The following is a 25,845-nucleotide window of genomic DNA, read 5'->3' as shown; positions in this document are numbered from 1 at the left end:
CCACCCACGAGATCGAAACCAAGGCGATCCCGGCTTCGGCCGGGGTCCCCGTCGCGGCCCGCAGCGGCGCGAGGGTGCGGCGCGTGCGCACGAGCTGGACGCCCTGGTGGACCGCCTATCTCCAGGCGGCGCCGATGGCGCTCGTCTTTCTTCTGTTCTTCATCCTGCCGCTGGTCGCGACCGTCGTCGTCTCGTTCTGGAACTACACCGAATATTCCATCGAGCCGGCCTTCGTTGCGACCAACTACGCGGATGTCTTCTACGGCTGCTTCTCTGGCGGCTCGGCCCTCTGCACCACCTTCGCGACCTATCTCTCGACCCTGAAATTCGTCGCCATCGTCTGGGTCGCGACGCTCGCGATCGGCTTCACGGTCGCCTATTTCCTGTGCTTCCACGTGCGCACGCTGCCGATGCAGATCGCGCTCTTCATGGTCTGCACGATCCCGTTCTGGACCTCGAACGTGATCCGCATGATCTCCTGGATTCCGCTGCTCGGGCGCAACGGCCTCGTCAACGAGACCCTGCAGGGCATCGGTCTCATCGATGCGCCGCTCGAATGGCTGCTCTATTCGGACTTCGCGGTCGCCCTCGCCCTCGTCCACCTCTACACGCTCTTCATGGTGGTGCCGATCTTCAACTCGATGATGCGCATCGACAGGGCGCTGATCGAGGCGGCCTACGATGCCGGCGCGACCGGCTGGCAGACGCTGACCAACGTCGTCATACCCCTCGTGAAACCCGGCATCGTCATCGGCTCGATCTTCGTCGTCACCATCGTGACCGGCGACTATCTGACGATCGGCATCATGGGCGGCCAGCAGATCGCCTCGGTCGGCAAGGTGATCCAGTCGCAGATCAACTTCCTGCAATTCCCGATCGCGGCCGCCAATGCGATCGTCCTTCTCGCGGTCGTGCTCCTGACCATCTGGGGCATGCTGCGCCTCGTCGACATCCGCAAGGAGCTTTGAGGCGATGGCCGCAAACCCCGTCCCGCGACACGAGAGGCGCCCGCGCAGCTTCTATGCCCTCGCCCTGTTCTTCGCCCTCTTCGTCGTCTTTCTCTACGGGCCCGTCGTCACCATCCTGACGCTCTCCTTCCAGGGGCCCTCGGGCGGCCTGACCTTTCCGATGAACGGCCTCTCCCTCTACTGGTTCGAGCGGTTGTGGAGCGGCGGCGGCACGGTCGATATCGGCGCGGCCTTCCGCCGGTCTCTCGCCCTCGGCCTCACGGTCCTGGTGCTGACGGTCGTCATCTCGGTGCTGGCAGGCCTTGCCTTCCGCAAGCGCTTCAGGGGTTCGGCGGCCCTGTTCTACGTGGCCGTCGCCAGCCTCATCGTGCCCTCGATCGTCGTCTCCCTCGGAATCGCGCTCGAATTCCGCATCGTCGACGACGTCCTGAGGCCGGCGCTCGCATCGCTCGGCCTTGCCGATGCGCGCGGCAATTCCCTCGGCCTCTTCACCTCCGGCCTCGGCGCGCACCTGTCCTGGACGCTGCCCTTCGGCCTTCTCATCATGTTCGCCGTCTTCAACCGGCTGGACAAAAGCTACGAAGAGGCCGCGCGAGATCTCGGCGCCACAAGCTGGCAGAGCTTCCGCTTCGTTATCCTGCCGATGATCGCGCCCTTCCTCATCGGCATCGCGCTCTTCGGCTTCACCCTGTCCTGGGACGAGATCGCCCGGTCGAGCCAGACCATGGGCTCCACCAATACGCTGCCGCTCGAACTCGCCGCCCTGACGACGACGGTGACGACGCCCGAGATCTACGCCCTCGGCACCACAGTGACCGCGGTCTCCTTCACGGTGATCTTCGGCACGCTCGCAGCCTTCCTCGCTCTCCAGCGAAGGCGAAGGACGCGTCTCCCGAAGGCGGGCTGACGGAAGCTCGCGGTAGGATCGCCGGGCCGCACCCCTCGAGCCCGGCAGGTGGACGTCCCGGTCCACAGCATCGGGCCGAAAAGTGGGCCCGGTTTTCGGGCCATCCGAGACTCTGGGTGTCCGATCGTCAGCCGAGCGCGTTCCTGCGGCGCGTCTCGCTGGGGCTGAGGCGGAACTCGCGCTTGAAGCTGCGCGACAGGGCGGACATCGAGGAGAAACCCGTGCGCACGGCGACCTCCGACAGGGGGATGTCCGTATCGACGACCAGCCGGCGCGCGGCGTGCAGCCGGAGGCCGGCATAGAAGGCGCCGGGCCCGCGCCCGGTCAGCCGGCAGAAGGCCGTCTCGAGGCTGCGCCTCGAAAGCCCGATCCGATCCGCGATTTCCGCGATCGACAGGGGCTCGTCGATATGCGCCTCCATCAGGCGCACGGCGGCGGCAAGCGTCGGGTCGCGTCCCGCGATCCGGCCGAGCGCCACCGGCGACTGGTTGCGATCGCCGGCCTGCATGCCGTCATAGACGTAGAGCCCCGCGACCTCCAGCGACAGCGCATGGCCCTGGCGCGCGCGGATAAGGTCGAGCATGAAGTCGAGCGCCGGCGCCGCCGCCCCGGTCGTGAAGAAGCGGCCGTCGAGGACCCAGCGGTCGGATACGGTGCGCACCGCCGGAAAGGCCGCGGCGAAATCTTCCAGATCCTCCCAGTGGGTCGTCGCGGCCCGGCCGTCGAGAAGCCCGCACATGGCGAGCACCCATGGTCCCGCTTCGATGCCGCCGACTGCCGCGGCATTGCGCGCGGCGACGGTCAGGCGTCGACGAAGATCGGAACCCGCATGGGCGTGGACATTGAAGGCGGCGATCACGGCGAGGACATCGGTCTGCCTCTCCGGATCGAGCCGCCCGTCGACGGCGACCTTGAGGCCGCAGCTCGTCGCCGGATCGGCGCCGTCGGCCGAGACGACCCGCCAGACGTAATGCGGGTGCCCGGTGATGCGGTTGGCCGCCCGCATCGGATCGAGCGTTGCGGCGAGCGACATCAACGAGGCGTCCGGCAGGACGAGCAGCGTCACGTCGAGGGGGCTGTCGGAGCGCTCGAACACCGGAACCTTCGCAATACGTCAAATCATCTTCGCATGAAGTAAAGCGTGAGTTGCAGGGCTCGGTCAAACTCCCCCTCGCTGCCGGCCCGCAAACACCGTTCGGGTGCGTATCGCCAAGGCCGGGGCGCGCGAGAGGGAGGCCTTCGACGTCATGCCGCTTCGTCCCAGCCGAGACGTGTTCATCACCTGCGCCGTCACCGGCGCCGGCGATACCACCGGCCGTTCGCACAAGGTACCCGTCACCCCCGAAGCGATCGCGCGCGATGCGATCGAGGCGGCGAAGGCCGGTGCCGCGATCGCCCATATCCATGTCCGCGATCCCGAGACGGGCAAGCCCTCGCGCGATCTCGCCCTCTACCGCGAGGTGGTGGAGCGGATCGCCGCCTCCGGCACGGATGTCGTCCTGAACCTTACGGCGGGCGCCGGAGGCGACCTTGTTCTCGGCAGCCCCGATGCACCGCTCCCCGTAAGCGAGGCCGGCACGGACATGGCGAGCGCCGAGGAGCGGCTCGCCCACGTCGCCGAACTCAGCCCCGAGATCTGCACCCTCGACTGCGGCACGATGAATTTCGGCGAGGGCGACTATGTGATGACCAACACGCCGGCCATGCTGAAGGCCATGGCCGCGCGGATCAAGGCGCTGGGCGTGCGGCCGGAGATCGAGATCTTCGATACCGGTCATCTGGTTCTTGCCAAATGGCTGAAGGAGCAAGGCCTCATCGCCGATCCGGTGATGGTGCAGTTGTGCATGGGCGTTCCATGGGGCGCGCCGGACGATCTCGCCTCGCTTCTTGCGATGACCGCCAATCTTCCCGAGGACTGGACCTTCTCGGCCTTCTCGATCGGCCGCAACCAGTTGCCCTATGCAGCCCTCGCGCTTTCCGCCGGCGGCAATATCCGGGTCGGCCTCGAAGACAATCTCTGGCTCTCCAAAGGCGTTCTCGCCAGCAATCGCGATCTGGTGGAGCGGGCCGTGACGATTGCCGAAGGCATGGGCAGCCGGGTGATGACCCCGGCCGAAGTGCGCGAAAAGCTCGACCTCACACGCCGGTGGTGACCATGACCCGCGACGAGACGACGAAGATGACCCCCACCGACCGTCCCCCGATCGCCCGCGCCGCCTGTGTCGGCGGCGGCGTCATCGGCGGTGGATGGATCGCGCGCTTTCTCCTTGCCGGCATCGATGTCGACGTTCACGATCCGCACCCCGAGGCAAGGCGCATCGTCGGCGAGGTCCTGGACAATGCCCGCGCCGCCTATGGCAGGCTGACGGGCGCGCCGCTGCCGCCGGAAGGCCGGCTGACCTTCCACGACGATCTCGAAACGGCGGTGGCCGAAGCCGACTGGGTGCAGGAATCGGTGCCCGAACGCCTCGATCTGAAGCGCGCGGTTCTCGCCCGGATCGATGCGGCGGCACGCCCGCAGGCGCTGATCGGCTCCTCGACCTCCGGCCTTCTTCCGACCGATCTGCAGGAGGGGCTCGCTCATCCCGGCCGGCTCTTCGTCGCCCATCCCTATAATCCCGTCTATCTCCTGCCGCTGGTCGAGATCGTCGGCGGGCGGCAGACGGCGCCCGAGGTCGTGACGGACGCGATCGAGCGCCTCGCCGCCATCGGCATGAAGGGCGTTCACATCGCGAAGGAAATCGACGCCTTCGTGGGCGACCGGTTGCTGGAGGCCCTGTGGCGCGAGGCCCTGTGGCTGATCAAGGATGGGATCTGCGATGTCGAGACCCTCGACGACGTGATCCGCTATTCCTTCGGCCTCAGATGGGCGCAGATGGGGCTGTTCCAGACCTACCGGATCGCCGGCGGCGAGGCCGGCATGCGCCATTTCCTCGCCCAGTTCGGGCCCGCGCTGAAATGGCCCTGGACGAAGCTCACCGACGTCGTCGATCTCGACGAGGCGCTCGTCGAGACGATCGCCGCCCAGTCCGACGCCCAGAACGAGGGCCTCTCGATCCGGCGCCTCGAACAGATCCGGGACGGCAATCTCGTCGCGATCCTCCAGGCCCTGAAGACGGGCGACGAGGGGCGCGGCTGGGGGGCGGGCAAGCTGCTCTCCGAATTCGAGACGGAGCTCTGGCGCCGGGCGACCCCGAGCGGAAACGAGCCGGCGGCGCAGGCGGACGAGGGGCACGAACTCGTGGTCCCGCCGGCCTGGGCCGATTACAACGGCCACATGACCGAGCACCGCTATCTCCAGGTCTTCGGCGAGGCGAGCGACCGGCTTCTCGCACGGATCGGCGCCGGGACCGACTACGTGGCGGCGGGCGGAAGCTACTACACCGTCGAGACCCATCTCAGGCATCTCGGCGAGGCCCATGCGGGGGACACGCTCAGAGTGCGAACCCGCATCCTGTCCTCGGACGACAAGCGCCTACATCTCCTTCACGACCTCGGGCGGGCCGATGGCGAGACGATCGCCACCGGCGAGCACATGCTCCTGCATGTGGATCGCGAAAGCGGGCGCAGCGCGGGTGCGCCTGAACATATCCTGTCGAAGATCTCCGGGATCCTCGCCACGCAGGAGCCCGCACCGGAAACCGAGGCGATCGCCGGCCGCGCGATCCGTCCTGCCGGCAACGGGGCGGCCTGAACGAGGCCTACCGCGGCGACCGACACCGACACCAATACCGAAGTGACCAACCCCTAGATAAGGACAACGCATGACCAAGCTTCTCACCACGACGGCTGCGCTCTCGCTTCTCCTGGCTGGCGGCGCCTTCGCCCAGGACAAGGACTCCTGCAAGACGGTGCGCTATTCCGATCCGGGCTGGACCGACATCTCCTCCACCAACGCACTTCTGAAGACGGTGCTGGAGCCGCTCGGCTACACCTCCGATATCAAGAGCCTCTCCGTTCCCATCACCTTCCGCAGCCTCGCCTCGAACGATCTCGACATCTTCCTTGGCAACTGGATGCCGACCCAGACCGAGATCGTCGATCCGATGGTGGAAGCGGGCGAACTCGACGTTCTCAACGTCAATCTCTCGGGCAACCGCTTCACCCTCGCGGTTCCGAGCTATGTGGCCGAAGCGGGCGTCAAATCCTTCGACGACCTCGCGGCCAATGCCGACAAGTTCGACCACACGATCTACGGCATCGAGGCCGGCGCCTCGGTGAACGAGAACATGCTCCGCATGATCAAGGACGGCGCTTACGGACTGAAGGACTGGGAACTCAAGGAATCCTCGGAGCAGGGCATGCTCGCCCAGGTCGGCCGGGCCGAGAACCGCGAGGAGTGGATCGTCTTCCCGGCCTGGGAGCCGCATCCGATGAACACCGAATTCGATCTCACCTATCTGAGCGGCGGCGACGAGTATTTCGGCCCGAACTACGGCTCGGCCGAAGTGCGCACGGTCACGCGGCCGGGCTTTGCGGCCGATTGCCCGAACCTCACCAAGCTGCTCGAGAACATGGATTTCTCCGTCGATCTGGAGAACACCATGATGAACGAGATCCTGAACGAAGGGACCGCGGCCGACGATGCGGCCAGGCAGGCGATCGAGAAGCAGCCGGACCTTCTCGACGCCTGGCTCGACGGCGTGACGACGGCGAGCGGCGAGCCTGGCCTTCCGGCGGTCAAGTCCTCGCTGGGACTGTAGAGCCTTGCTGACGCATCGGGTGGCCCGAAAACCGGGCCCACTTTTCGGTCCGATGCTGGAGGCGCGAAACGCTCCGGCGGCTCGCAGCCGCGCCGAACCCGGGGCCGAAGGATCGGCCCCGGGTTTCTTACAGTCAACCGCGCGAACCGGTCTCAGGTGCCGGGGACACGTCGTGCCGCAGCCAGACGACGCCGCCCTCCAGCGTTTCGCAGGAGGAAAGGGTGAGGCAGAGGGTCTGCGCCGGACGCTCGTTTGCCTCTCCCGCATGATCGTAGATCGCATCGACGCCCTTGAGGCCGTCGATGGCGGGGGCGATCAGCGTGCTGACATGGTCGATGAGGCCCGATGCGAGAAAGGCGCCGTTGATCGTGCCGCCCCCTTCCAGAAGCAGATGGGAGACGGCGAACCGTTCGCCGATCGTCTCGAGAGCCGTTTTCAGATCATGGCCGTCGGGGCCCGCGAAGACATAGGCGACGGACTTCTCGCGGTGAGATTTCAGAACCGCGTCCGGAACGCGCGTCGACAGGACGACGACGACCTGCTCGCCGCCCAACTCGCCGCTTTCGAAGAGGAGCCGTCCCGACGGGTCGATCGCGATCGCGAGCTGGCCCCCGTTCCGTTCGACGATATGGGGCTCGCGGTCCTTCGGCTCGTCGAGAAGGTCGGGCCTCTCGCCCTCGTCCGCGATCTCCGCCATCGTCCGGCGACCGACGATCCAGCCATCGGCGTCGAAACGGCTGCCGATGGTCTCGTAAAGCCTGTCGGCGAGTTCCTTCATCGAGCCGTCCTTCGCAGCGCTCCAGCGGCTCGGATGGAGGCGGCCGTCGAGCGATGTCGACATGTGGCATGTGATCTTGGGGCGCATGGGTCCGTTCGTCTCCTGGGTCGGATGTCCTCGACTGAAGACGTCAACCTAAGGCGCGTCGCTCCGCCGATCAGTCGGCGGCGGATGAACGCAGTTTCTAGCGAGGCGCTCTCTGCGTTCTTTCGCGATGGCGAGGCGATAGACCGAGGGAATGCGGGACGCCCTGACGGAAGCGACCGGCCCGCTGGGAGCGGGCCGGCCGGGTCTCGAACCGTCTTCAGGCGGTCTTATCCGGCCTATTCGGCCGCTTCGCGTTCGATCCGCCCGTCGGGAAGGTCGGCAACCGGGCATTCCGGCGTCCCGATGGTCGTGCGGGTGATGGCTTCGACGCCCTCGCGCGCCTTCTCGGCATCGTTCACCCAGGTCCGATAGAATTCGAACGGGCATTCGGCGAGGCCCCTGTCGCCGTCGCCCGACTGGTGGACGCCGGTATAGCCCCGGTGAAGAAGCTTGAAGAGGTGGTTCTGGCTCTGGTCGTTGGCCCGCGCATCGCGGATCAGCGGGACCGAAAGCTGGGCGTACTGGATGCCCATGTCCTCCTCGCCGCATTCGCCGAGCGTGCGGCCGTCGAAGCCGATGATCGCCGAATGGCCGAAATAGCTGTAGACCCCGTCGAAGCCCGAGGCGTTGGCGACGGCCACATAGGAATTGTTCGCCCAGGCCATGGACTTGGCCATCATGATCTGCTGGTCCTTGGCCGGATACATATAGCCCTGGCAGCGCACGATGAGCTCGGCGCCCTTCATCGCGCAGTCGCGCCAGATCTCCGGATAGTTTCCGTCGTCGCAGATGATGAGGCTGATCTTCAGGCCCTTCGGTCCCTCCGAGACGAAGGTCTGGTCGCCCGGATACCAGCCCTCGATCGGGCACCAGGGGATGATCTTGCGATACTTCTGGACGATCTCGCCCCGATTGTTCATGAGGATCAGGGTGTTGTACGGGTTCTTGCGCGGATGGTCCTCATGGCGCTCGCCGGTGAGGGAGAAGACGCCCCAGGTATTGGCCTTGCGGCAGGCTGCGGCGAAGATCTCGGTCTCGGCGCCCGGAACCGTGCTCGCCGTCTCCATCATCTCCTTGGCGTCGTACATGATGCCGTGGGTCGAATATTCCGGGAAGATCACGAGATCCATGCCCGGCAGGCCCTGCTTCATGCCGACGATCATGTCGGCGATGTTCTGGGCGTTCTTCAGCACCTCCGCCTTGGTGTGGAGGCGGGGCATCTTGTAGTTGACGACCGCGACGCCGACCGCGTCCTTGCTGCTGGAAATATCGCCATGTCTCATGGGTCGATCCTTTCGAGAACGGTTGGGGAGGGCGGGCGAACACGCATCACCGTGGTCCCGCTTTCAGTTGGAGGGCGCGCGACTTCACGCGGGCGCCCGTATCAGTGACTGATCTGCCAGGGCCGCGCGGACGGGAAGCTCTTGGAGCCGTCCGGACGCTGCAGGGTCTTGCGGTTCGCCTTCCTGGGCGAGCCGCAGCACGAGCATCCCGGCCCATGGCCGAGCTGGCTAGATCGCTTGGGCTCGTGCCGGGCGGCCTCGTTGGTGGCGTTCGCCTTGCGCAGGCCCGCATCCATGCCGGCGATCGCCGGCATGGAGAGGAAGACCCGCGACGACGAGGAGCCGCATTCGGGGCAGCCGCAGGGTTCGGCTGCCACCGCCATGGAGCGGACCGTTGTGAACGGTCCGCAATTCTCGCATCTGTAGTCGTAGAAGGGCATCGCCTCGGCCTTCAGCGAAGATCGGGAGCGATCGGCATATCGACCGAGCCGTCGAGGAACTTCGTCGGTCCATCGCTGCCGGGCATGATGTCGAACTCGAAGATGTCGGTCGGCAGCCAGAGCGTCGCGCACGCATTCGGCACGTCGACGACGCCGGAAATATGGCCCTGGACCGGCGCCGTGCCGAGGATCGAATAGGCCTGGGCGCCGGAATAGCCGAACTTCTTGAGGTATTCGATGGCGTTGAGGCAGGCCTGGCGATAGGCCACATGCACGTCGAGGAAGTGCTGCTTGCCGCCCTCGTCGACCGAGATGCCTTCGAAGATCAGATAGTCGTCATATTTCGGCGCAATCGGGGAGGGGCGGAAGATCGGGTTCTTGATCCCGTATTTCTGCATGCCGCCCTTGATCAGCGAGACCTTGATGTGCAGCCATCCGGCCATCTCGATGGCACCGCAGAAGGTGATCTCGCCGTCGCCCTGGCTGAAGTGGAGATCACCCATGGAAAGGCCGGCGCCGTCCACATAGACCGGGAAATAGACCTTCGAGCCGCGTGACAGATCCTTGATGTCGCAATTGCCTCCATGTTCGCGCGGCGGCACGGTTCGCGCGCCCTCGGCGGCGGCCTTCGTCTTCTCCTCGCCCTTCAACTTGCCCATATGGGCCGACTGGGTGTTGGGGAGGGCGGCCAGCGTCGGAACGCGTGTCGGATCGGTGTCGAACAGCGCCTTTTCGCGGGTGTTCCAGGTGTCGAGCATCTTGCGGTCCGGCAGGCAGCCGATGAGGCCCGGATGGATGAGGCCGGCATAGCGCACGCCCGGCACGTGGCGGGACTTGGTGAACATGCCTTCGAAGTCCCAGATCGACTTCTGCGCGGAGGGGAAGTGCTGATCGAGGAAGCCGCCGCCGTTCTTGAGAGAAAAGAAGCCGTTGAAGCCCCACAGGCTGTCCTCGAACGCCCCGATGTCGAGAATGTCGACGACCAGCAGATCGCCGGGCTCGGCACCCTTCACGCCGATCGGGCCGGAGAGATAATGAACCTGTTCGAGTTCGACGTCCCGCACGTCCTCCGCCGAATCGTCGTTCTTGATCTGGCCGCCGGTCCAGTCATGGGTCTCGACCTTGAAGTCGTCGCCCGGATTGACCCAGCAGGCCATGGGGATGTCCGGGTGCCAGCGATTGTGCACCATCTCGTTTTCGTGGGGCGACTGGGACAGATCCACCTTGATCAGGGTGTCGGTCATGGGCGGTTTCCTCTTTTTTGCTGCTGGGGATGGATGGTTCGGCGCGGAGATCAGATCGAGAGGAATCGCGAGACCTTCGCCTCGTCGATGCCGTCGCGCGGGCTTTCGTGGACGACCTCACCCTTCTCGATGACGAGGATCCGGTCGGCCATGTCGAGGGCGAAGGAGAGGACCTGTTCGGAGACGACGATCGACAGGCCGCGCTCGTCGCGGATGCGTCGGAGCGTGCGCGCCATCTCCTTGATGATCGAGGGCTGGATGCCTTCGGTCGGCTCGTCGAGGAGAAGCACCTTCGGGTTCGATGCGAGGGCGCGGGCGATGGCGAGCTGCTGCTGCTGGCCGCCCGAAAGGTTTCCGCCCCGCCGTCCCTTCATGTCGAGGAGCACTGGGAAGAGCTCGTAGATGTCGCCGGGCACCTTGGTGCGGCCGGTGACGGTGAGCCCGGTCTCGATGTTCTCGCGCACCGTCATGGTGGAGAAGATCGCCCGGCCCTGGGGCACGTAGGCGAGGCCCTTCTCGACCCGCTGATAGGTCTCGAGCCGGCTCACATCGGTGCCGGCGACGCTGATGCTGCCGCGACTGGCGGGATGGATGCCGATGAGCGACTTCATCAGCGTCGTCTTGCCCATGCCGTTGCGGCCCATGATCGCGACGATCTCGCCGGGCGCGACCTCGAGGTTCATGTCCGGGATGATCTCGCTCTCGCCATAGGAGACGCGAAGGTTCTGAACTGACATCATGACCGCTCTTCCCTCAATGTCCGAGATAGACTTCGACGACCTTCGGGTCGTTCTTGACGTGCTCCATCGAGCCCTCCGACAGGACCTTGCCCTGGTGCAGCACGGTCACCCGGTGGGCGATGTCCTCGACGAACTTCATGTCGTGCTCGATGACGATGACCGAGCGGTCCTTGATGATGTTGTTGAGGAGTTCGGCCGTCTTGACCCGCTCGCCGACGCTCATGCCGGCCACCGGCTCGTCGAGCATCATCAGCGAGGGGTCCTGGATCAGCAGCATGCCGATCTCCAGCCACTGCTTCTGCCCGTGGCTGAGGATCGCGGAGGGCGTCTTCAGGTGATCCTTCAGGAACACGAATTCGGCGATCTCCTCGATGCGGTCGAGAACGGCCTGGTCGCGGCGGAAGCCGAGGGCGCCGAACACGGTGCGACCGCGCGGGATCGAGAGTTCGAGATTCTCGAACACCGTCAGCTCCTCGTAGATCGTCGGGTTCTGGAACTTGCGGCCGACGCCCGCATGGACGATCTCGTGTTCCTTCATCCGCGTCAGTTCCCGGTCGCGGAACCGGATCGAGCCGTGGCTCGCCTTGGTGCGTCCGCAGATCAGGTCGAGGACCGTCGTCTTGCCGGCGCCGTTCGGGCCGATGATGACCCGGATCTCGTTCTCGTCGACGTAGAAGGAGAGGTCGTCGACGGCCTTGAACCCGTCGAAGGAGACCGTGAGCGCCTCGACTTCGAGGACGAACTCCTTGGGTGCGTGTTCGGTGGCGGGGAGCGCGTTCATCGAAGGATCTCCTATTCGGCCGGCTGGGCGACGACGTCGCGGCCGCGACCGGACTGGCGGTCGAAGAGGCCCGGGATCTTCGCGAGATGCGGGCGGACATGGCGGTGGTAGAGACCGGCGAGACCGTCCGGGAAGGCCATCACGACGGCGATGAACAGGCCGCCCATGGCGAACAGCCAGAGTTCGGGGAAAGTCTCCGAGAAGGTCGACTTGGCGTAGTTGACGAGGAGCGTTCCGTAGATCGCGCCGAAGAAGGAGAGGCGCCCGCCGACGGCCGCGAAGATGACCATCTCGATCGAGGGCACGATGCCGACGAAGGTGGGCGACATGAACCCGACCTGGAGGGTGAAGAGCGCGCCGCCGATGGCCGCGATGCCGGCGGCGAAGCAGAAGACGAAGATCTTGAAGGCCGCGACGTCGTAGCCCGAGAAGCGCACCCGGTCCTCCTTGTCGCGGATCGCGATCACCAGCCGGCCGAGCTTGGAGACGTGGACCGCCCGGCACAGGAGGAGGGAGGCGAGCAGCAGGCCGGCGCAGACGAAGTAGAGGATGAACTGGGCCTCGCTCGTGCGGATGTTCCAGCCGAGAAGGGTCCTGAGATCGGTGATGCCGTTGACGCCGCCGGTATAGCCCTGCTGGCCGATGATGAGGATGGTGAGGATCGCGGCGATCGCCTGGGTGATGATGGCGAAGTAGACGCCGCCGACCCGTCTCGTGAACATCGCGAAGCCGATGACGAAGGCGAGGATCATGGGCACCGCGACGATGGCGATCAGCGTGAAGCCGAAGGAGTGGAAGGGCGCCCAGAACCAGGGAAGCTCGGTGATCTGGTTCCAGTCCATGAAGTCCGGAATGCCGGGCGTCGACTGGATCGCGGTGTTCTCGGGCGAGGAGGCCTCGAGCTTCAGGAACATCGCCATGCAGTATCCGCCGAGGCCGAAGAAGATGCCCTGGCCGAGGCTGAGGATCCCGCTATGGCCCCAGCACAGGACGAGGCCGAGGGCGACGAAGGCGTAGGTCAGATACTTGCCGACATTGTTGAGCCGGAAGGCGTCGAGCGTCAGCGGGAAGACGACGAGGATGAGGACGGCGAGGATGGCGAAGTAGAGCCAGCCCTCGCGGGTGAAGAAGGGATTTGCGAAACGAGACTTGTCGAGCGTTCCGGTGGAGGCGTGAGACGACGAACCCATGACCTTGGCTTTCCTCAGCGGCGGATTTTCAGGGTGAAGAGACCTTGCGGGCGCAGCATCAGGATGCCGACCACCGCAAGCAGCGTGAGGACCTTGGCCATCGAGCCGCTCATGAAGAATTCCATGGTCGACTGGGCCTGGGAGATGGTGAAGGCGCTTGCGATGGTGCCCAGAAGGCTGGCCGCGCCGCCGAAGACCACCACGAGGAAGGTGTCGACGATGTATTGCTGGCCGGAGGTCGGGCCGGTCGAGCCGATCATCGTGAAGGCCGATCCGGCGATGCCGGCGATGCCGCAGCCGAGGCCGAAGGTCATGCGGTCGGTCATGCGGGTGTTGATGCCGACCGCGCCCGCCATGGTGCGGTTCTGGACGACGGCGCGCACGCGCTTGCCCCAGTTGGACCGGTACATGAGCAGATAGACGACGGCGGTGATGACGAAGGTGAGGGCCATCACGAAGAGGCCGTTGATCGGCACCTCCACCACGTCGGTGACCGGCAGCGATCCGATCAGCCAGTCGGGCAGGGAGACGCCGACCTCGCGGGCGCCGAACACCGTGCGATAGGTCTGCTGGAGAACGAGCGACAGGCCCCAGGTGGCGAGCAGCGTATCGAGCGGCCGCTTGTAGAGGTGCCGGATCATCGCCCATTCGACGAGGACCCCGAGGGCGAAGGCCGCGCAGAAGGCGAGGATCATCGCCACGAAGAAGTAGTAGGGGAAGAAGGCGGGAATGGTCGCCGACACGAAGGTCGAGCACAGATAGGTGACGTAGGCCCCGAGGATCATGAACTCGCCATGGGCCATGTTGATGACGCCCATCTGGCCGAAGATGATCGCAAGACCAAGCGCCATCAGGACGAAGACGGAGAAGAGGATCAGTCCGGCGAAGCCCTGCATGGCAAGGATCGAGCCGAATTCCGAATAGGTGTAATCGCCGATCATGGCAGCCTCGCCCGGCCTTCTCGCCGGTCAATCTCGATTGAAGGGAATGGGGGATCGAACAGGTGAGCCCCGACCCATGTGTGGCGCTCGGGTCGGGGCTCGGGGAGGACGGCTTATTGATAGCCTTCCGGGAACGGATCGGGCTCCATCAGCTCGTCCGTCTCGAAGACGACCTTGTACTGGCCATCGGGCTGGGCCTGGGCGATCCGCGTCTTCGACCACAGGTGGTGGTTCTCGTGGATCCGGACATAGCCCTCCGGCGCCTCGTTCATCTCGATGCCGGCCGAGACGGAGACCACCTCGTCGATGTCGAAGGTTCCCGCCTTCTCGACGGCGGCCTTCCACAGCCAGGGGCCGAGATAGGCGGCCTGGGTCACGTCGCCGATGACGATGTCGTCGCCCCAGCGTTCCTTGAACGCCTTCACGAACTGTTCGTTGTTCTGGTTCGTGAGGCTCTGGAAATACTTCATCGAGGCATAGGCGCCCTCGATGTTCTCGCCGCCGATGCCGCGGATCTCGTCCTCGGTGACGGAGATGGTGAGGAGGAGCGGCTTCTCCTCGGTCATGTCGATGCCGGCCGCCTTCAGCTGCTTGTAGAAGGCGACGTTGGAGCCGCCGACGACGCTCGCATAGATGACGTCGGGCTTCCTCAGCTTGATCTTGTTGATGACCGAGTTGAACTGGGTATGGCCGAGCGGATAATAGTCCTCGCCCACCACTTCGCCGCCGAGCTTTTCGATGTGCTTGCGGGCGATCTTGTTGGAGGTGCGCGGCCAGATATAGTCGGAGCCGAGAAGGTAGAAGGTCTTGGCGTCCTTTTCCTTCGACACCCAGTCGATGCCGGCGAGGATCTGCTGCGTCGCCTCCTGGCCCGTATAGAAGACGTTCTTCGACTGCTCCAGGCCCTCGTAGAAGGTCGGATAGTAGAGGAGGCCGTTATACTGTTCGAAGACCGGCAGAACGGCCTTTCGGGAGGCCGAGGTCCAGCAGCCGAAGACGGCCGCGACCTTGTCCTGCACGAGCAGCTTCTTGGCCTTCTCCGCGAAGGTCGGCCAGTCGGACGCGCCGTCTTCCTGGATGACCTCGATCTGGCGTCCGAGAATGCCGCCCTGGGCGTTGATCTGCTCGATGGCGAGCTTTTCGGCCTGGACGGAGCCGGCCTCCGACAGGGCCATGGTGCCGGTGATGGAATGGAGGATGCCGACCGTCACGGTGTCGTCGGTCACGGCAAGATCGTTGCCCTTGACCTCGCTGGTCGGAAAATCCTGAGCCGGCACGGCCTGTCCGAGCGCCAGGAGGATCGGCACGGCGGCCAGTCCGGAGAGTAGCCTGCGGCGCGTCAACGCCAGAAATGTGTTCGCGGAGCGCGATTGCGTCATGGGGGACCCTCATGCCCAAGGAGTGGATCGGGTGCGGTCCGGCGTGGCTGCCGGTGAGGGAATGAGGCAAAATTCGCCGCACCGCAGCAATGGGGCGAATGACGTATGGTGAGCGGGACAAATGACCCATAGCGTTCGCGCGCAGGACGTCGGCGCGACCGGCATGGAGTCTTTTGCAAGTCAGGGTATGAGGGCGCCCGAGTTTGCGCCGTCCTGCCTGCGGAATGGGCTGTCGGACAATCCGAAGCGAGAGTAGAACGAGCGCAGTCCGCAAATCGTTCCAGGCCATGCCGTTCGGGAAGGGCCGATTCGGGGCGCGGCACGCAGAGGCCTGGAGACGAGAAGGGAGACCATGACGCAGCCCCTGCGCGTTCCACGCGTCAAGCGCACCTATTCGAGGTGGGCCGCCGACGAGACGATGGAAGACTATGCGCTGCGCTTCACGGCCTTCGGCGTGCGCCGCTTCTCGGCCGGGCGCATCGCCAATACGGCGATCGGGGCGGTGTCCTTCCTGGCCCTCGAGGCGATCGGCGGCACGATCACGCTCGCCTACGGCTTTCCCAATGCCGCGCTCGCCATCGTCACCGTCTGCACGCTAATCTTCCTCGCGGGCCTGCCGATCTGCTTCTACGCGGCACGAGCCGGCGTCGACATCGATCTTTTGTCGCGGGGCGCGGGGTTCGGCTATCTCGGCTCGACGATCACCTCGCTGATCTACGCGACCTTCACCTTCATCTTCTTCGCGATCGAGGCGGCGATCATCGCCGCCGCCCTCGAACTCGCGCTCGGCCTGCCGCTCACCCTCGGCTATATCGCGGCCTCCCTCGTGGTGATCCCGCTCGTCCTCTACGGGGTCACCTTCATCAGCCGCTTCCATGCCTGGACGCAGCCGATCTGGATCGTCCTCCAGCTCCTGCCCTTCGTCTATCTCGCCTTTCACGAGCGATCCTCGATCACGGCCTGGACGGACTATACGGGCCTTTTCGGCGCGCCGGACGGAACCCTGGGTCTCGCAGCCTTCGGCGCGGCCTCGGCCGTTCTCTTCGCCCTGATGGCGCAGATCGGCGAACAGGTCGATTTCCTGCGCTTCATGCCGGCCGCCTCGACGATCGGCCGAAAGCGCTGGTGGCTGGCCCTCGTCGGGGCCGGGCCGGGCTGGGTGTTCTTCGGCGCCGTGAAGTTTTTCGCCGGCTCCTATCTCGCCTATTACGCGTTCCGCGAGGGTGTCGACTTCTACAGCGCGGCCGACCCGGTGAAGATGTATCTCACCGTCTATGCCGACATGATCCCGAGCCCCGATCTGGCGCTGGCGCTCACCTGCATCTTCATCGTCGTCTGCCAGCTGAAGATCAACGTGACGAACGCCTATGCGGGATCGATCGCCTGGTCGAACTTCTTCAGCCGGCTCACCTACAACCATCCCGGCCGCGTCGTCTGGCTGGTCTTCAACGTGATGATCAGCCTGTTCCTCATGGAATTCGGCATGTACCGGGTCTTCGAGAGCATTCTCGGCCTCTATGCGATCCTCGCCGTCGCCTGGGTCTCGGCCCTTGTCGCCGATCTCTTGATCAACCGCCCGCTGGGTCTGGCTCCGGACCGAATCGAGTTCCGGCGCGCCCATCTCTACGACATCAATCCCGTCGGTTTCGGCGCGATGACGGCCGGAATCCTCGCCTCGGTCTCAGCCTATGCCGGCTTCTTCGGGACGGGCGCGGCGGCCCTCTATTCCTATGTCGCCGTCCTCGTCCCGCTGGTCGTCTCGCCGCTTCTCGCATGGGTGACCGGGGGCCGGTTCTACATCGCCCGCGAACCCGATGCGGCGGTGACCGGCACGGGCCAGAAGACCTGCTGCATCTGCGACTATCCCTTCGACGGCGAGGACATGGCCCATTGTCCGGTCTATGCCGGCCCGATCTGCTCGCTCTGCTGCACCCTCGACGCGCGGTGCGGGGATGCCTGCAAGCCGGGCTCCCATCTCGCCGACCAGCTGCGATCGGGGCTGCATGGCCTCGGGGGCTCGCGCCCCTTGATCGAGCGCGTGTTCCAGTCGACGCTGGTGCGCTTCTTCGCGATGATGGCCGTGGTCGGGATCGTTCTGGCCACCGTCTTCCTGTTCGTCTCGATCGACGGGCAGCTGAACGGCGGCCTGTCCGACCAGGCGGCATCCTCGCTCCTGACGAAGCTCTTCGTCATCGTCGTCATCGCCTCAGGCATCGTCGTCTGGCTCTTCGTCCTCAGCCAGGACAGCCACCGGCGCGCCGAGGAGGAAGTGCGGCGGCACACGCGGCTCCTGATGGACGAGATCGCGGCCCATCGCGAGACCGATCTCGCCCTCAAGCAGGCCCGGGAGGTGGCCGAGAAGGCCAATCTCGCCAAGAGCCGGTATGTGGTGGGCCTCAGCCACGAACTGCGCTCGCCGCTGAATTCCATCCTCGGCTATGCCCAGATCCTCGAGCGGCGCGCCGAGCCCGGAACGCCGGTCTTCACGGCCGCTTCCACCATCCGGCGCAGCGGCGATCATCTCTCCATGATGATCGAGGGCCTTCTCGACATCTCGCGGATCGAGGCCGGCAAGCTCGAGATCTTCCGCCACAAGGTCGCCCTGAAGCCCCTTCTCGACCAGATCGTCGACATGTTCGCCCTTCAGGCGCGAAGCAAGGGCCTGCAATTCCGCTTCGAAAGCCCGCCCCATCTGCCCGATTTCGTCTGGACCGACGGCAAGCGCCTTCGCCAGATCCTCATCAACCTTCTCTCCAATGCGGTGAAGTTCACGCGGGACGGCCGCGTCGCCTTCAGGCTGACCTATCGCAGCGGCATCGCGACCTTCGTCGTCGAGGACACCGGGATCGGCATCGCCGAGGCCGATCTCGAACGGGTCTTCGAGCCCTTCGAGCGGGCCGGGTCCGAAAGCGACGAGACGCGCCCGGCCGGAACCGGGCTCGGGCTTTCGATCACGCGCCTCCTCGTCGACATCATGGGCGGCGATCTCACCGTCAGAAGCGTCGAGGGCGAGGGGACGGTCTTTACCCTCAGGGTGCTTCTCTCCTCGGTTCACGAGGGCGAGGAGGTGCAGGTGTCCAAGCCCGTTCCGCGCGGCTATCGGGGCAATCGCCGATGCGTTCTCGTGGCCGACGACAACGCCTCCCATCGCCGCCTCGTGCGCGAGTTCCTGGAGCCGATCGGCTTCGAGGTGATCGAGGCGATCAATGGCCGGTCTGCGGTCTCGGCGGCGGCCATCGCCTCGATCGACATCGCCCTTCTCGACGTCTCCATGCCCGATTTCAGCGGCTGGGACGTGGCGCGGCGCATCCGCTCTGGCCCGACCGACATTCCGATCGTCATGATCTCGGCCGAGGCCGGCGCCGAGCGCAACCGGCCCGACTATCGAACGCTCTACGACGACTATCTGACGAAGCCCTTCCTCCTCACCGATCTCATCGAGCGCATCGGCAGCCATCTCAATCTGGAATGGGAGGAGGAGAGCCTTCAGGACACCTGGTTCCGCCGGGCCGCGGACTGGGACTGGCCGCCGCCGGAGCGCCTGTCCGAACTGCGCACGCTCGCCCGCGCCGACCTTCTGCGCTCCCTTGCCGGCGCCTTGCGCCAGATCCAGCACGACCTGCCGAATACCAGCGACTTCTGCGCCGCGATGCGCGATCTTGCCGAACGGGGCCGTCGCCAGACGATCATCGACATCCTGTCGTCCCGCCAGATGGAAGAGGACCATGAACGTTCGGACTGAAACCTCGATCCTCGTCGTCGACGATGCGCTGGATACGGCGAGGATGCTGGTCGACGCCATTTCCCTGACGGGCCAGTCGGCGACCACCGCGCTCTCCGGCTTCGAGGCGATCCGCTCGATCGACGAGACCGTTCCCGACCTCATCCTCCTCGACGCCATGATGCCGGGCATCGACGGCTTCGAGACCTGCGCCCGCCTGAAGGCCGATCCGCGCACCAGCGAGGTCCCCGTGATCTTCATGACCGGGTTCAACGAAACCGAACACGTCGTTCGGGCCTTTGCGGCGGGCGGCGCGGACTTCATCGCCAAGCCGATCAATCTCGACGAGCTCTTCGCCCGCATGAACGTCCATCTTAGCCAGATGCGGCGCCAGCGATCGGCCCGCATCGCGCTCGAGACGACCGGGCGGCGGATCGTCTCGATCGGCTCGAGCGGCGTCCTCAACTGGTCGACCCGCCAGGCGGCCGACCTTCTGGAGGCGGCGGGCATCGCCAGCCGCCAGGGCGAGCGGATGCCGATCTCGGTGGTCGAATGGCTGAGCCTTCGCACCGAACTTCCCCATCTCTACGACGCCGCCGGAATTCCCGTCGAATTCAGGGTCTTGGAGCGGACCGAGGATCATATCCTCGTCAGGTTGATCGACCGAACGGCAGGCACCGACGAGGAGCGGCTCGCATCGGCCTTCGGCCTCTCCTTGAGGGAAGCCGAGGTCCTGTTGTGGATCGCCCACGGCAAGTCGAACAAGGAGATCGGCGACATTCTCGACATGAGCCATCGCACGGCCAACAAGCATCTGGAGCAGATCTTCATGAAGCTCGGCGTGGAAAACCGCACCGCCGCGGCGACCACCGCGGTGCGCGTCCTTCTCGCTGAGACCTGAAGACTTGAAGCCGAGGACGCCGGGTTCAGGCGCCTTGCGACGAGCGCCTTCCGCTCAGGATCGCAAAGAGCGCGCCGCCGATCGATCCGGTGAGGGTCAGTGCCAGAAGCCCGACCGGCCCGCGCGCGGCGGCAACGAGGGTCGGCATCGGCGTAAAGAGATCCATCAACATGAACGCCGCGAAGAGACCCGCCACTCCGGCAAGGGCGTAGAGCGGGATTCGGGGCACCGGGCTCATGCGCGAGACGAGAAAGGCGACGAGAAAGGCCGGCAGAAACGCCGCGGCGACGATCGCCGCCATCACCGGGCCGAAATGGAGAATATCGGCCAATGTCGTCTCCAGGCGGATGCCGGGCGTGATCGGCGCGCCGAGGCGCACGAGTTCCGCCAGATTGAACTGGGTCTGGACGATGCTGGCCACAATGGCGCTCGCAAGAACCGCGAGCGCGAACACGATCGCGTGGGAGGCGGCGTTTCCAATCGTCATTCGTCCATGCCGTCTTAACTGATTGCCCGAACCGTCGCACCAGGCGCGACGAGGCAGATATGGAGCCGGGTTTCGAAATGTGTCGTGACGCGCACGCAAATCTGATGAGGGCGCTCGTCCTCGCATTCGCCGTGTCGTGGAGCCTCGTGACGTCCGCCTCGGCCGAGCCGTCCCGGGTGGACCCGTCGAGCTACAGGGTCGTGACCGAGGTCGAGGGCCTCGACCGGCCCTGGTCGCTCGCCTTCCTGCCCGATGGCCGGCGCCTCGTCACCGAGGCGATCGGGCGTCTGCGCATCGTGGAGGCGGACGGAACGCTTGTCGCAGAGCCGGTCGCCGGCCTGCCCCCGATCTATTCGGCGGGGCAGGGCGGGCTGATGGATGTCGCGGTGGATCCGGATTTTGCCGAGACCGGCCGCATCTTCCTCACCTTTCTCACCGGCGACGAGGACGCCAACAGCGTTCGCCTGGTGAGCGCCGTCCTTGCCGGCGGCGAATTGTCGGATCTGAAGATCCTCTTCACCGCCACGGCCAAGGCCGGCAATTCCAATCACGGAAGCCGGATCGCCTTCCTTCCGGACGAGACGCTGGTCGTCTCGATCGGCGACGGCTTCGACCGGCGCGAGGACGCGCAGGACCCTTCCAATACCCTCGGGACCGTGGTGCGCCTTGCCCGGGACGGATCGGTGCCGGCGGACAATCCCTTTGTCGGCGAACCGGGTGCCGCGCCCGAGATCTGGTCTTTCGGCCATCGCAACATGCAGGGCATCGCGTTCGATCGGGAAGGCGGCGTGCTGCTTGCGACCGAACACGGTCCGCGCGGCGGGGACGAGTTGAACCGGATCGTGGCCGGCGAGAACTACGGCTGGCCGATCGTCTCGGGCGGGCTCGACTACACCTTCGCCCGCGTCACGCCCTTCGAGACGCTGCCCGGCTTTCAGGAGCCGATCATCGAGTGGACGCCGTCGATCGCGCCCTCGGGCCTTGCGGTCTATGACGGGGCCTCGTTTCCCGAGTGGCGCGGCGCGCTGCTCGTTCCCGCCCTCGTAGAGCGGGCGGTTCGCCTCATCGAGCGGGAGGATGGACGGGTGACCGCCCAGCACCTCCTCCTCGCCGAACTCGGTGAGCGCATCCGAGACGTGCGCTCGGCGCCAGACGGCTCGATCCAGGTGCTCACCGATGGCGAGAACGGACGCCTCCTGCGCCTCCTTCCGAACTGAGCGGCGAGAGGACCGGCGAGCGGCGAACGCCTCAGCGGGCTTCGATCGAAAGTCCCGAGGCGGGATCGAAGACGGCACGCAGGCCCGAATAGTCGCGCGCGTTCGGATGGCCGAACCCGTCGGGCACGCCCTGATAGCCGGTGATGACGAAGACGCTCGCCCCCGCATTTTCGCCGGCCTTCACGCCGGCATGGGAATCTTCGAAGACGAGGCATTCGCGCGGCGGAAAGCCCAGCCGGCGCGCGGCGAGTTCGAACCCGTCCGGTGCGGGTTTGCCGGCGGTGACCTGTTCGGCCGAGACGAGGACGTCCGGGATATTCAGCCCTGCGGCCGCCATGCGGCGTTCCGCGAGCGCCTGCTGCGCCGATGTCACCACGGCCCAGCGACCGGCCGGAACGCCGGCGAGGAACTCGGCGATACCGGGCGCCGGCTCGATCCCTGCCGTATCGGCCATTTCGGCCTCGAGCACCCAGGCGATTTCGGCCTCCACATCGATGCCGTCGAGATCCTGGGCCGCGATCGTATCGGCGGCGCGCCGGCCGTGAATGGTCGGCAGGAAGCTTGCGACATCGAGCCCGTGACGCTCGGCCCAGCGGGTCCAGACCCGCTCCGTCGCCGAGATCGAGGTGAGGAGCGTGCCGTCCATGTCGAAGAGGAAGGCGGCCGATCGCGGGATGTCGAGCATACGGGTATCCATGAGGGGATGGGAGATGTCCGGGCCTTCCCGGATTCGGTGTCGCGGCCGAAGGCCGTGGCGGCAGGCAGGAACCACCGACGTCGTGGAGCCCGGAACCGTCCGGGGCCGAGCCCCGGGTGGCAGACGGCTGATCGCTTATAGGCACCCCGTCGGGACATGGATAGTGTTCGATCGATCGGGCGCCGGGCGCCGGGGCACGTCCACCGCGCCGTGCGGAACCCGGAGGGAGGCGCGGGCGCAGTCGTGCGGCAGGATGCGAAAGGGCACGATTTTCCGGACGAAATCATGGGGCCGGGTCTCGTGACCGGGCCCGGCCTCTGATATCGTCCCCGTTGCGAACGCGGCTGCAAGATCTAAGCTCAAGGCCGAAGCCCAAGGGCGACCTGTCGTCGTTGCGCGCTCATGGATCGGCGTCCGCCGAAATCCTTCGCCCGCAGGCCCCATTCCCTCCCTATCCGAACCAGACCGAAACCGAGATCATCCATGTCCCAGCCCTTCTCTCTCGCGGCCTGTGCCGAGATGCTCTGGCGCGACAAGCCGATGGCCTGGCGCGCGAGCCGTCTGAACGAGATGGGTTTCGGCGTGGGCCTCTGGAACTGGCCCGATCACGATCTGGACGCGCTGGAGAAGACCGGCGCCCGCTTCACCATCATGAACGGCTATCTCGAAGGACGCCTTGCCGACGAGGAGGGCGCCGAGATCCTTCTCGCCTCGGCCCGCAAGACCGCAAAGGTCGGAAAGCGCCTCGGCGTCGAACGCCTCAACTTGCACGGGACGGGACTTGGCGAAGGCGGCATTCCGGTCCGCCCCAGCGAGACCGTCACCGGCGAAATGTGGCTGAAGGCGAGGGAGACGCTGGACCGCATCTGCGATCTCGGCGAGGAGGAGGGCGTCGTCTTCACGCTCGAAAACCTCAACCTTCTCGACCATCCGGGCTGCCCGTTCGGCCGCACCGCGGATGTCCTCGCGCTGGTATCGGCGGTGGATCGCCCGCAATTGCGGATCAATCTCGATCTCTATCACACCCAGATCGGAGAGGGGGACCTCCTGCGCTGGTGCCGGGCCTGCCTGCCTTTCGTCGGGGAGATCCAGGTCGCGGACAATCCCGGCCGCTGCGAGCCGGGAACGGGCGAGATCAACTACAGGCGTATCGCCCTCTTACTCGCCGAGATGGGCTATCGCGGCCCGGTCGGCCTGGAGGCCTTCGCCTCGGGCGATGCGGAGGACGCGCTCGAAGCCTTCCGGACGGCCTTCACGCTCTGACGGACGACCGGCCGTGCACGATAGTTTCGATCCGGACGTCTCGATATTCGAGAGTGCCGGCGGTCAGACCGTGCCGCCGAGACTGCCTTCCAGCTCCACCATCTCCTGGCCGCCCGCCATCAGGTCCTGAAGCTCGCTCGCGGTGATCTTGTCGGCGGTCGAGGTGCCGTAGGTCTTGCCGCGGTTGAGAACGGTGAAGCGGTCGCCCACGGCCATGGCATGGCGGACATTGTGGGTGATGAAGACGACGGCGATGCCGTCCTTGCGCACCCGGTCGATGGTCGCGAGCACGCTCGCCGTCTGGCGCACGCCGAGGGCGGAGGTCGGCTCGTCGAGGATCAGCACCTTGGCGCCGAAATAGACCGCCCGCGAGATCGCCACCGTCTGGCGCTCGCCGCCCGACAGGGTTCCCACCGCCTGATCGGCCTCGCGCAGATTGATCCCCATGCGCTTCATCTCGCTCATGGTGACCTGTTCGGCCTTTTTCATGTCGAGCTGCTTGAACGGGCCCCAGCCCTTGGTCGGCTCGCGGCCCATCCAGAAATTGCGCGTCACGCTCATCAGGGGGATCATCGCGAGATCCTGATAGACCGTCGCGATGCCCGCATCCATCGCCTCTCGCGGGCTGTCGAAGACGACCTCCTTGCCCGAGACGATCATCCGGCCCTTGGTCGGCTTGTGGACGCCGGACATGGTCTTGATGAAGGTGGACTTGCCGGCGCCGTTGTCGCCGAGCAGGCAGTGGCATTCGCCGGGACGCACATCGAAGGAGACGCCCGACAGGGCGACGATGTTACCGAAGTGCTTCTCGATGTTTTCCATTCTCACGATCGCATCGGACATCTCAACGCTCCCCCGTCACGCGCTTGCGGATGATGTTGTTGAAGAGCACCGCGATCAGCAGCATTCCGCCGAGGAAGACCTGGTACCAGTCCTGATCGATCTGGGTGTAGGTGAGCCCGATCAGCACCATGCCGAAGATGATGGAGCCGAAGAAGGCGCCGATGGCCGAGCCGTAGCCGCCGGTCAGGAGACAGCCGCCGATCACGGCCGCGATGATCGCCTCGAACTCCTTCTGGAAACCGCGCCGCGCATCGGTCGAGCCGGCATCGAGAACGGTGAGGATCGCGACCAGCGCCGCGCAGCATGCGGTCAGCACGAACAGCGCCATCTTCACCCGGCGCACGGGAACGCCGGAATTCTTCGCCGAATTCGCATCGCCCCCGGCCGCGAAGATCCAGTTTCCGGCCGGCGTGCGCAGGAGCACCCAGGTCAGGATGAGGGTCAGGCCGACGAACCAGAGAATTTCGACGGGAATGCCGTCCACCTTCGGCTTGCCGTTGGAGAAGGCCTCGATCCAGCCGTTCCCGGCCATCCATTCGAAGAGGCCGGTAAAGGCCCGTCCCGAGAAGACGGGGGCGAGCCAGTCGTTCTCGACGCTCTCACGGATGCCGCGCAGCTGGGTCGATCCGTTCGTCGCCCATTTGAGGCCGACGAGGCTGAGCCCGCGCAGGATGAACAGGAAGGCGAGGGTGACGATGAAGGAGGGAAGCCCCGTTCGCAGCACGATCTCGGCATTGACGAGGCCGAAGAGGCCCGCCACCGCGAAGGTCATGGCGATGGCGAGGAGAAGTGGAAGCTGGAACACCGTCAGCGCGACGCCGAAGACGAGGCCGGTGAAGGCGACCATCGAGCCGACCGAGAGGTCGAACTCGCCGCCCACCATCAGGAGCGCCGCGCCGAGGGCGAGAATGCCCAGCTGGGCCGCCGGCGTCAGGAAGTTCAGCACGCCCGAAAGCGAGAACATCACCGGATTGGCGGTGAAGAGGAAGAACACCGTGACGGCGACGACGCCCGCGATGGCTCCGAGTTCCGGCCGTTTGAGAAGCTGCGAGACGAAGGAGCTCTCCTTGAGCCGCTCGTCCTTGTCGGCGGTTTCGACTGTCATGGGTTCCTCCCCGTTTCGGTAGCGGCGGCAGGTGGCAGATCAGGCCTTCAAGGCCCGCAGCCGGGCGCGCGGGCCCGGCGCGTGCCAGGACCGCTTCTTGCCGTGGTGTCGGCGCCGCCCGGAACGCCCCGGGCGGATCTTGCGATCGAAGGGCCGCAGCCCGTCGCGAT

Annotated in this window: 23 protein-coding genes; 9 read left to right on the top strand and 14 right to left on the bottom strand. The window is 65.7% G+C overall.

The features are described from left to right. The first annotated feature begins 11 nt into the window (after positions 1-11). Positions 12-968, top strand: a complete 957-nt coding sequence (locus DYI37_RS10765) for an ABC transporter permease (protein ID WP_116683501.1) — start codon at positions 12-14, stop codon at positions 966-968. Between the two features lie 4 nt (positions 969-972). Beyond that, a complete protein-coding gene (locus DYI37_RS10760) occupies positions 973-1,875 on the top strand; it encodes an ABC transporter permease (RefSeq protein WP_116683230.1) in 903 nt (300 codons plus the stop codon). Positions 1,876-2,002: 127 nt separating this feature from the next. Here DYI37_RS10760 and DYI37_RS10755 read toward each other — a convergent pair whose 3' ends face one another. Beyond that, positions 2,003-2,971, bottom strand: a complete 969-nt coding sequence (locus DYI37_RS10755; RefSeq protein ID WP_245413870.1) for a GlxA family transcriptional regulator — start codon at positions 2,969-2,971, stop codon at positions 2,003-2,005. 151 nt (positions 2,972-3,122) lie between these two features. On the opposite strand from DYI37_RS10755, the gene DYI37_RS10750 reads away from it, so the two are divergent. From DYI37_RS10750 to choX, 3 genes are all read left to right on the top strand, one after another. Next, positions 3,123-4,028 (top strand): beta-keto acid cleavage family enzyme, encoded by a 906-nt coding sequence (locus tag DYI37_RS10750; RefSeq protein WP_116683499.1) that lies wholly within the window; start codon positions 3,123-3,125, stop codon positions 4,026-4,028. A gap of 26 nt (positions 4,029-4,054) precedes the next feature. Next, positions 4,055-5,569, top strand: a complete 1,515-nt coding sequence (locus DYI37_RS10745; RefSeq protein WP_116683498.1) for a carnitine 3-dehydrogenase — start codon at positions 4,055-4,057, stop codon at positions 5,567-5,569. 70 nt (positions 5,570-5,639) lie between these two features. After that, the gene (gene choX, locus DYI37_RS10740; protein WP_116683229.1) at positions 5,640-6,578 is read left to right on the top strand and encodes a choline ABC transporter substrate-binding protein; all 939 of its coding nucleotides are present in this window, start codon (positions 5,640-5,642) and stop codon (positions 6,576-6,578) included. A gap of 133 nt (positions 6,579-6,711) precedes the next feature. Here the strand turns inward: choX and DYI37_RS10735 are convergent, their stop codons facing one another. From DYI37_RS10735 to urtA, 9 genes are all read right to left on the bottom strand, one after another. Beyond that, positions 6,712-7,443: a RibD family protein gene (locus DYI37_RS10735; RefSeq protein WP_116683228.1), complete on the bottom strand. Its 732-nt coding sequence runs from the start codon at positions 7,441-7,443 to the stop codon at positions 6,712-6,714. A gap of 236 nt (positions 7,444-7,679) precedes the next feature. Further along, positions 7,680-8,726, bottom strand: a complete 1,047-nt coding sequence (locus DYI37_RS10730; RefSeq protein WP_116683227.1) for an aliphatic amidase — start codon at positions 8,724-8,726, stop codon at positions 7,680-7,682. A 101-nt stretch (positions 8,727-8,827) separates the two neighbouring features. Continuing rightward, the gene (locus DYI37_RS10725) at positions 8,828-9,166 is read right to left on the bottom strand and encodes an FmdB family zinc ribbon protein (RefSeq protein WP_116683226.1); all 339 of its coding nucleotides are present in this window, start codon (positions 9,164-9,166) and stop codon (positions 8,828-8,830) included. Between the two features lie 11 nt (positions 9,167-9,177). After that, positions 9,178-10,410, bottom strand: coding sequence for a formamidase (fmdA, locus tag DYI37_RS10720; protein ID WP_116683225.1), 1,233 nt, complete (start codon positions 10,408-10,410; stop codon positions 9,178-9,180). A 50-nt stretch (positions 10,411-10,460) separates the two neighbouring features. Continuing rightward, on the bottom strand, positions 10,461-11,150 hold the full coding sequence (gene urtE, locus DYI37_RS10715) for an urea ABC transporter ATP-binding subunit UrtE (RefSeq protein WP_116683224.1): 690 nt from the start codon (positions 11,148-11,150) through the stop codon (positions 10,461-10,463). A 13-nt stretch (positions 11,151-11,163) separates the two neighbouring features. Beyond that, positions 11,164-11,931 (bottom strand): urea ABC transporter ATP-binding protein UrtD, encoded by a 768-nt coding sequence (gene urtD, locus DYI37_RS10710; protein ID WP_116683223.1) that lies wholly within the window; start codon positions 11,929-11,931, stop codon positions 11,164-11,166. 11 nt (positions 11,932-11,942) lie between these two features. Continuing rightward, positions 11,943-13,121 (bottom strand): urea ABC transporter permease subunit UrtC, encoded by a 1,179-nt coding sequence (gene urtC / locus DYI37_RS10705; protein WP_116683222.1) that lies wholly within the window; start codon positions 13,119-13,121, stop codon positions 11,943-11,945. 14 nt (positions 13,122-13,135) lie between these two features. Further along, positions 13,136-14,062, bottom strand: a complete 927-nt coding sequence (gene urtB, locus DYI37_RS10700) for an urea ABC transporter permease subunit UrtB (protein WP_116683221.1) — start codon at positions 14,060-14,062, stop codon at positions 13,136-13,138. 113 nt (positions 14,063-14,175) lie between these two features. Then, positions 14,176-15,441, bottom strand: coding sequence for an urea ABC transporter substrate-binding protein (gene urtA, locus DYI37_RS10695; RefSeq protein ID WP_116683220.1), 1,266 nt, complete (start codon positions 15,439-15,441; stop codon positions 14,176-14,178). Positions 15,442-15,793: 352 nt separating this feature from the next. Here urtA and DYI37_RS10690 point away from each other — a divergent pair, with 352 nt between their 5' ends. Both DYI37_RS10690 and DYI37_RS10685 read left to right on the top strand, forming a co-directional pair. Continuing rightward, positions 15,794-19,183, top strand: a complete 3,390-nt coding sequence (locus tag DYI37_RS10690; protein ID WP_116683219.1) for an ATP-binding protein — start codon at positions 15,794-15,796, stop codon at positions 19,181-19,183. After that, positions 19,167-20,063, top strand: a complete 897-nt coding sequence (locus DYI37_RS10685; protein WP_116683218.1) for a response regulator transcription factor — start codon at positions 19,167-19,169, stop codon at positions 20,061-20,063. The genes DYI37_RS10690 and DYI37_RS10685 overlap by 17 nt, the downstream gene beginning before the upstream one ends. A 25-nt stretch (positions 20,064-20,088) precedes the next feature. Here DYI37_RS10685 and DYI37_RS10680 read toward each other — a convergent pair whose 3' ends face one another. Next, positions 20,089-20,550 (bottom strand): hypothetical protein, encoded by a 462-nt coding sequence (locus DYI37_RS10680; protein WP_116683217.1) that lies wholly within the window; start codon positions 20,548-20,550, stop codon positions 20,089-20,091. 104 nt (positions 20,551-20,654) lie between these two features. On the opposite strand from DYI37_RS10680, the gene DYI37_RS10675 reads away from it, so the two are divergent. Then, on the top strand, positions 20,655-21,767 hold the full coding sequence (locus DYI37_RS10675) for a PQQ-dependent sugar dehydrogenase (protein WP_199520138.1): 1,113 nt from the start codon (positions 20,655-20,657) through the stop codon (positions 21,765-21,767). Positions 21,768-21,798: 31 nt separating this feature from the next. Here DYI37_RS10675 and DYI37_RS10670 read toward each other — a convergent pair whose 3' ends face one another. Next, the gene (locus DYI37_RS10670; protein WP_116683215.1) at positions 21,799-22,452 is read right to left on the bottom strand and encodes an HAD-IA family hydrolase; all 654 of its coding nucleotides are present in this window, start codon (positions 22,450-22,452) and stop codon (positions 21,799-21,801) included. A 495-nt stretch (positions 22,453-22,947) separates the two neighbouring features. On the opposite strand from DYI37_RS10670, the gene DYI37_RS10665 reads away from it, so the two are divergent. Beyond that, positions 22,948-23,727: a TIM barrel protein gene (locus tag DYI37_RS10665; RefSeq protein WP_116683214.1), complete on the top strand. Its 780-nt coding sequence runs from the start codon at positions 22,948-22,950 to the stop codon at positions 23,725-23,727. A gap of 63 nt (positions 23,728-23,790) precedes the next feature. Here DYI37_RS10665 and DYI37_RS10660 read toward each other — a convergent pair whose 3' ends face one another. Then, positions 23,791-24,570 carry an ATP-binding cassette domain-containing protein gene (locus tag DYI37_RS10660; protein WP_116683213.1) on the bottom strand — a complete coding sequence of 260 codons (780 nt, stop codon included), beginning with the start codon at positions 24,568-24,570 and terminating at the stop codon, positions 23,791-23,793. A gap of 1 nt (position 24,571) precedes the next feature. Further along, a complete protein-coding gene (locus tag DYI37_RS10655) occupies positions 24,572-25,675 on the bottom strand; it encodes an ABC transporter permease (protein ID WP_116683212.1) in 1,104 nt (367 codons plus the stop codon). Between the last annotated feature and the right edge of the window lie 170 nt (positions 25,676-25,845).

Origin of the sequence: Fulvimarina endophytica (genome assembly GCF_003403015.1) — a bacterium.
Lineage (GTDB): Bacteria > Pseudomonadota > Alphaproteobacteria > Rhizobiales > Rhizobiaceae > Fulvimarina > Fulvimarina endophytica.
This window is presented reverse-complemented; position numbering and strand designations above follow the sequence as displayed.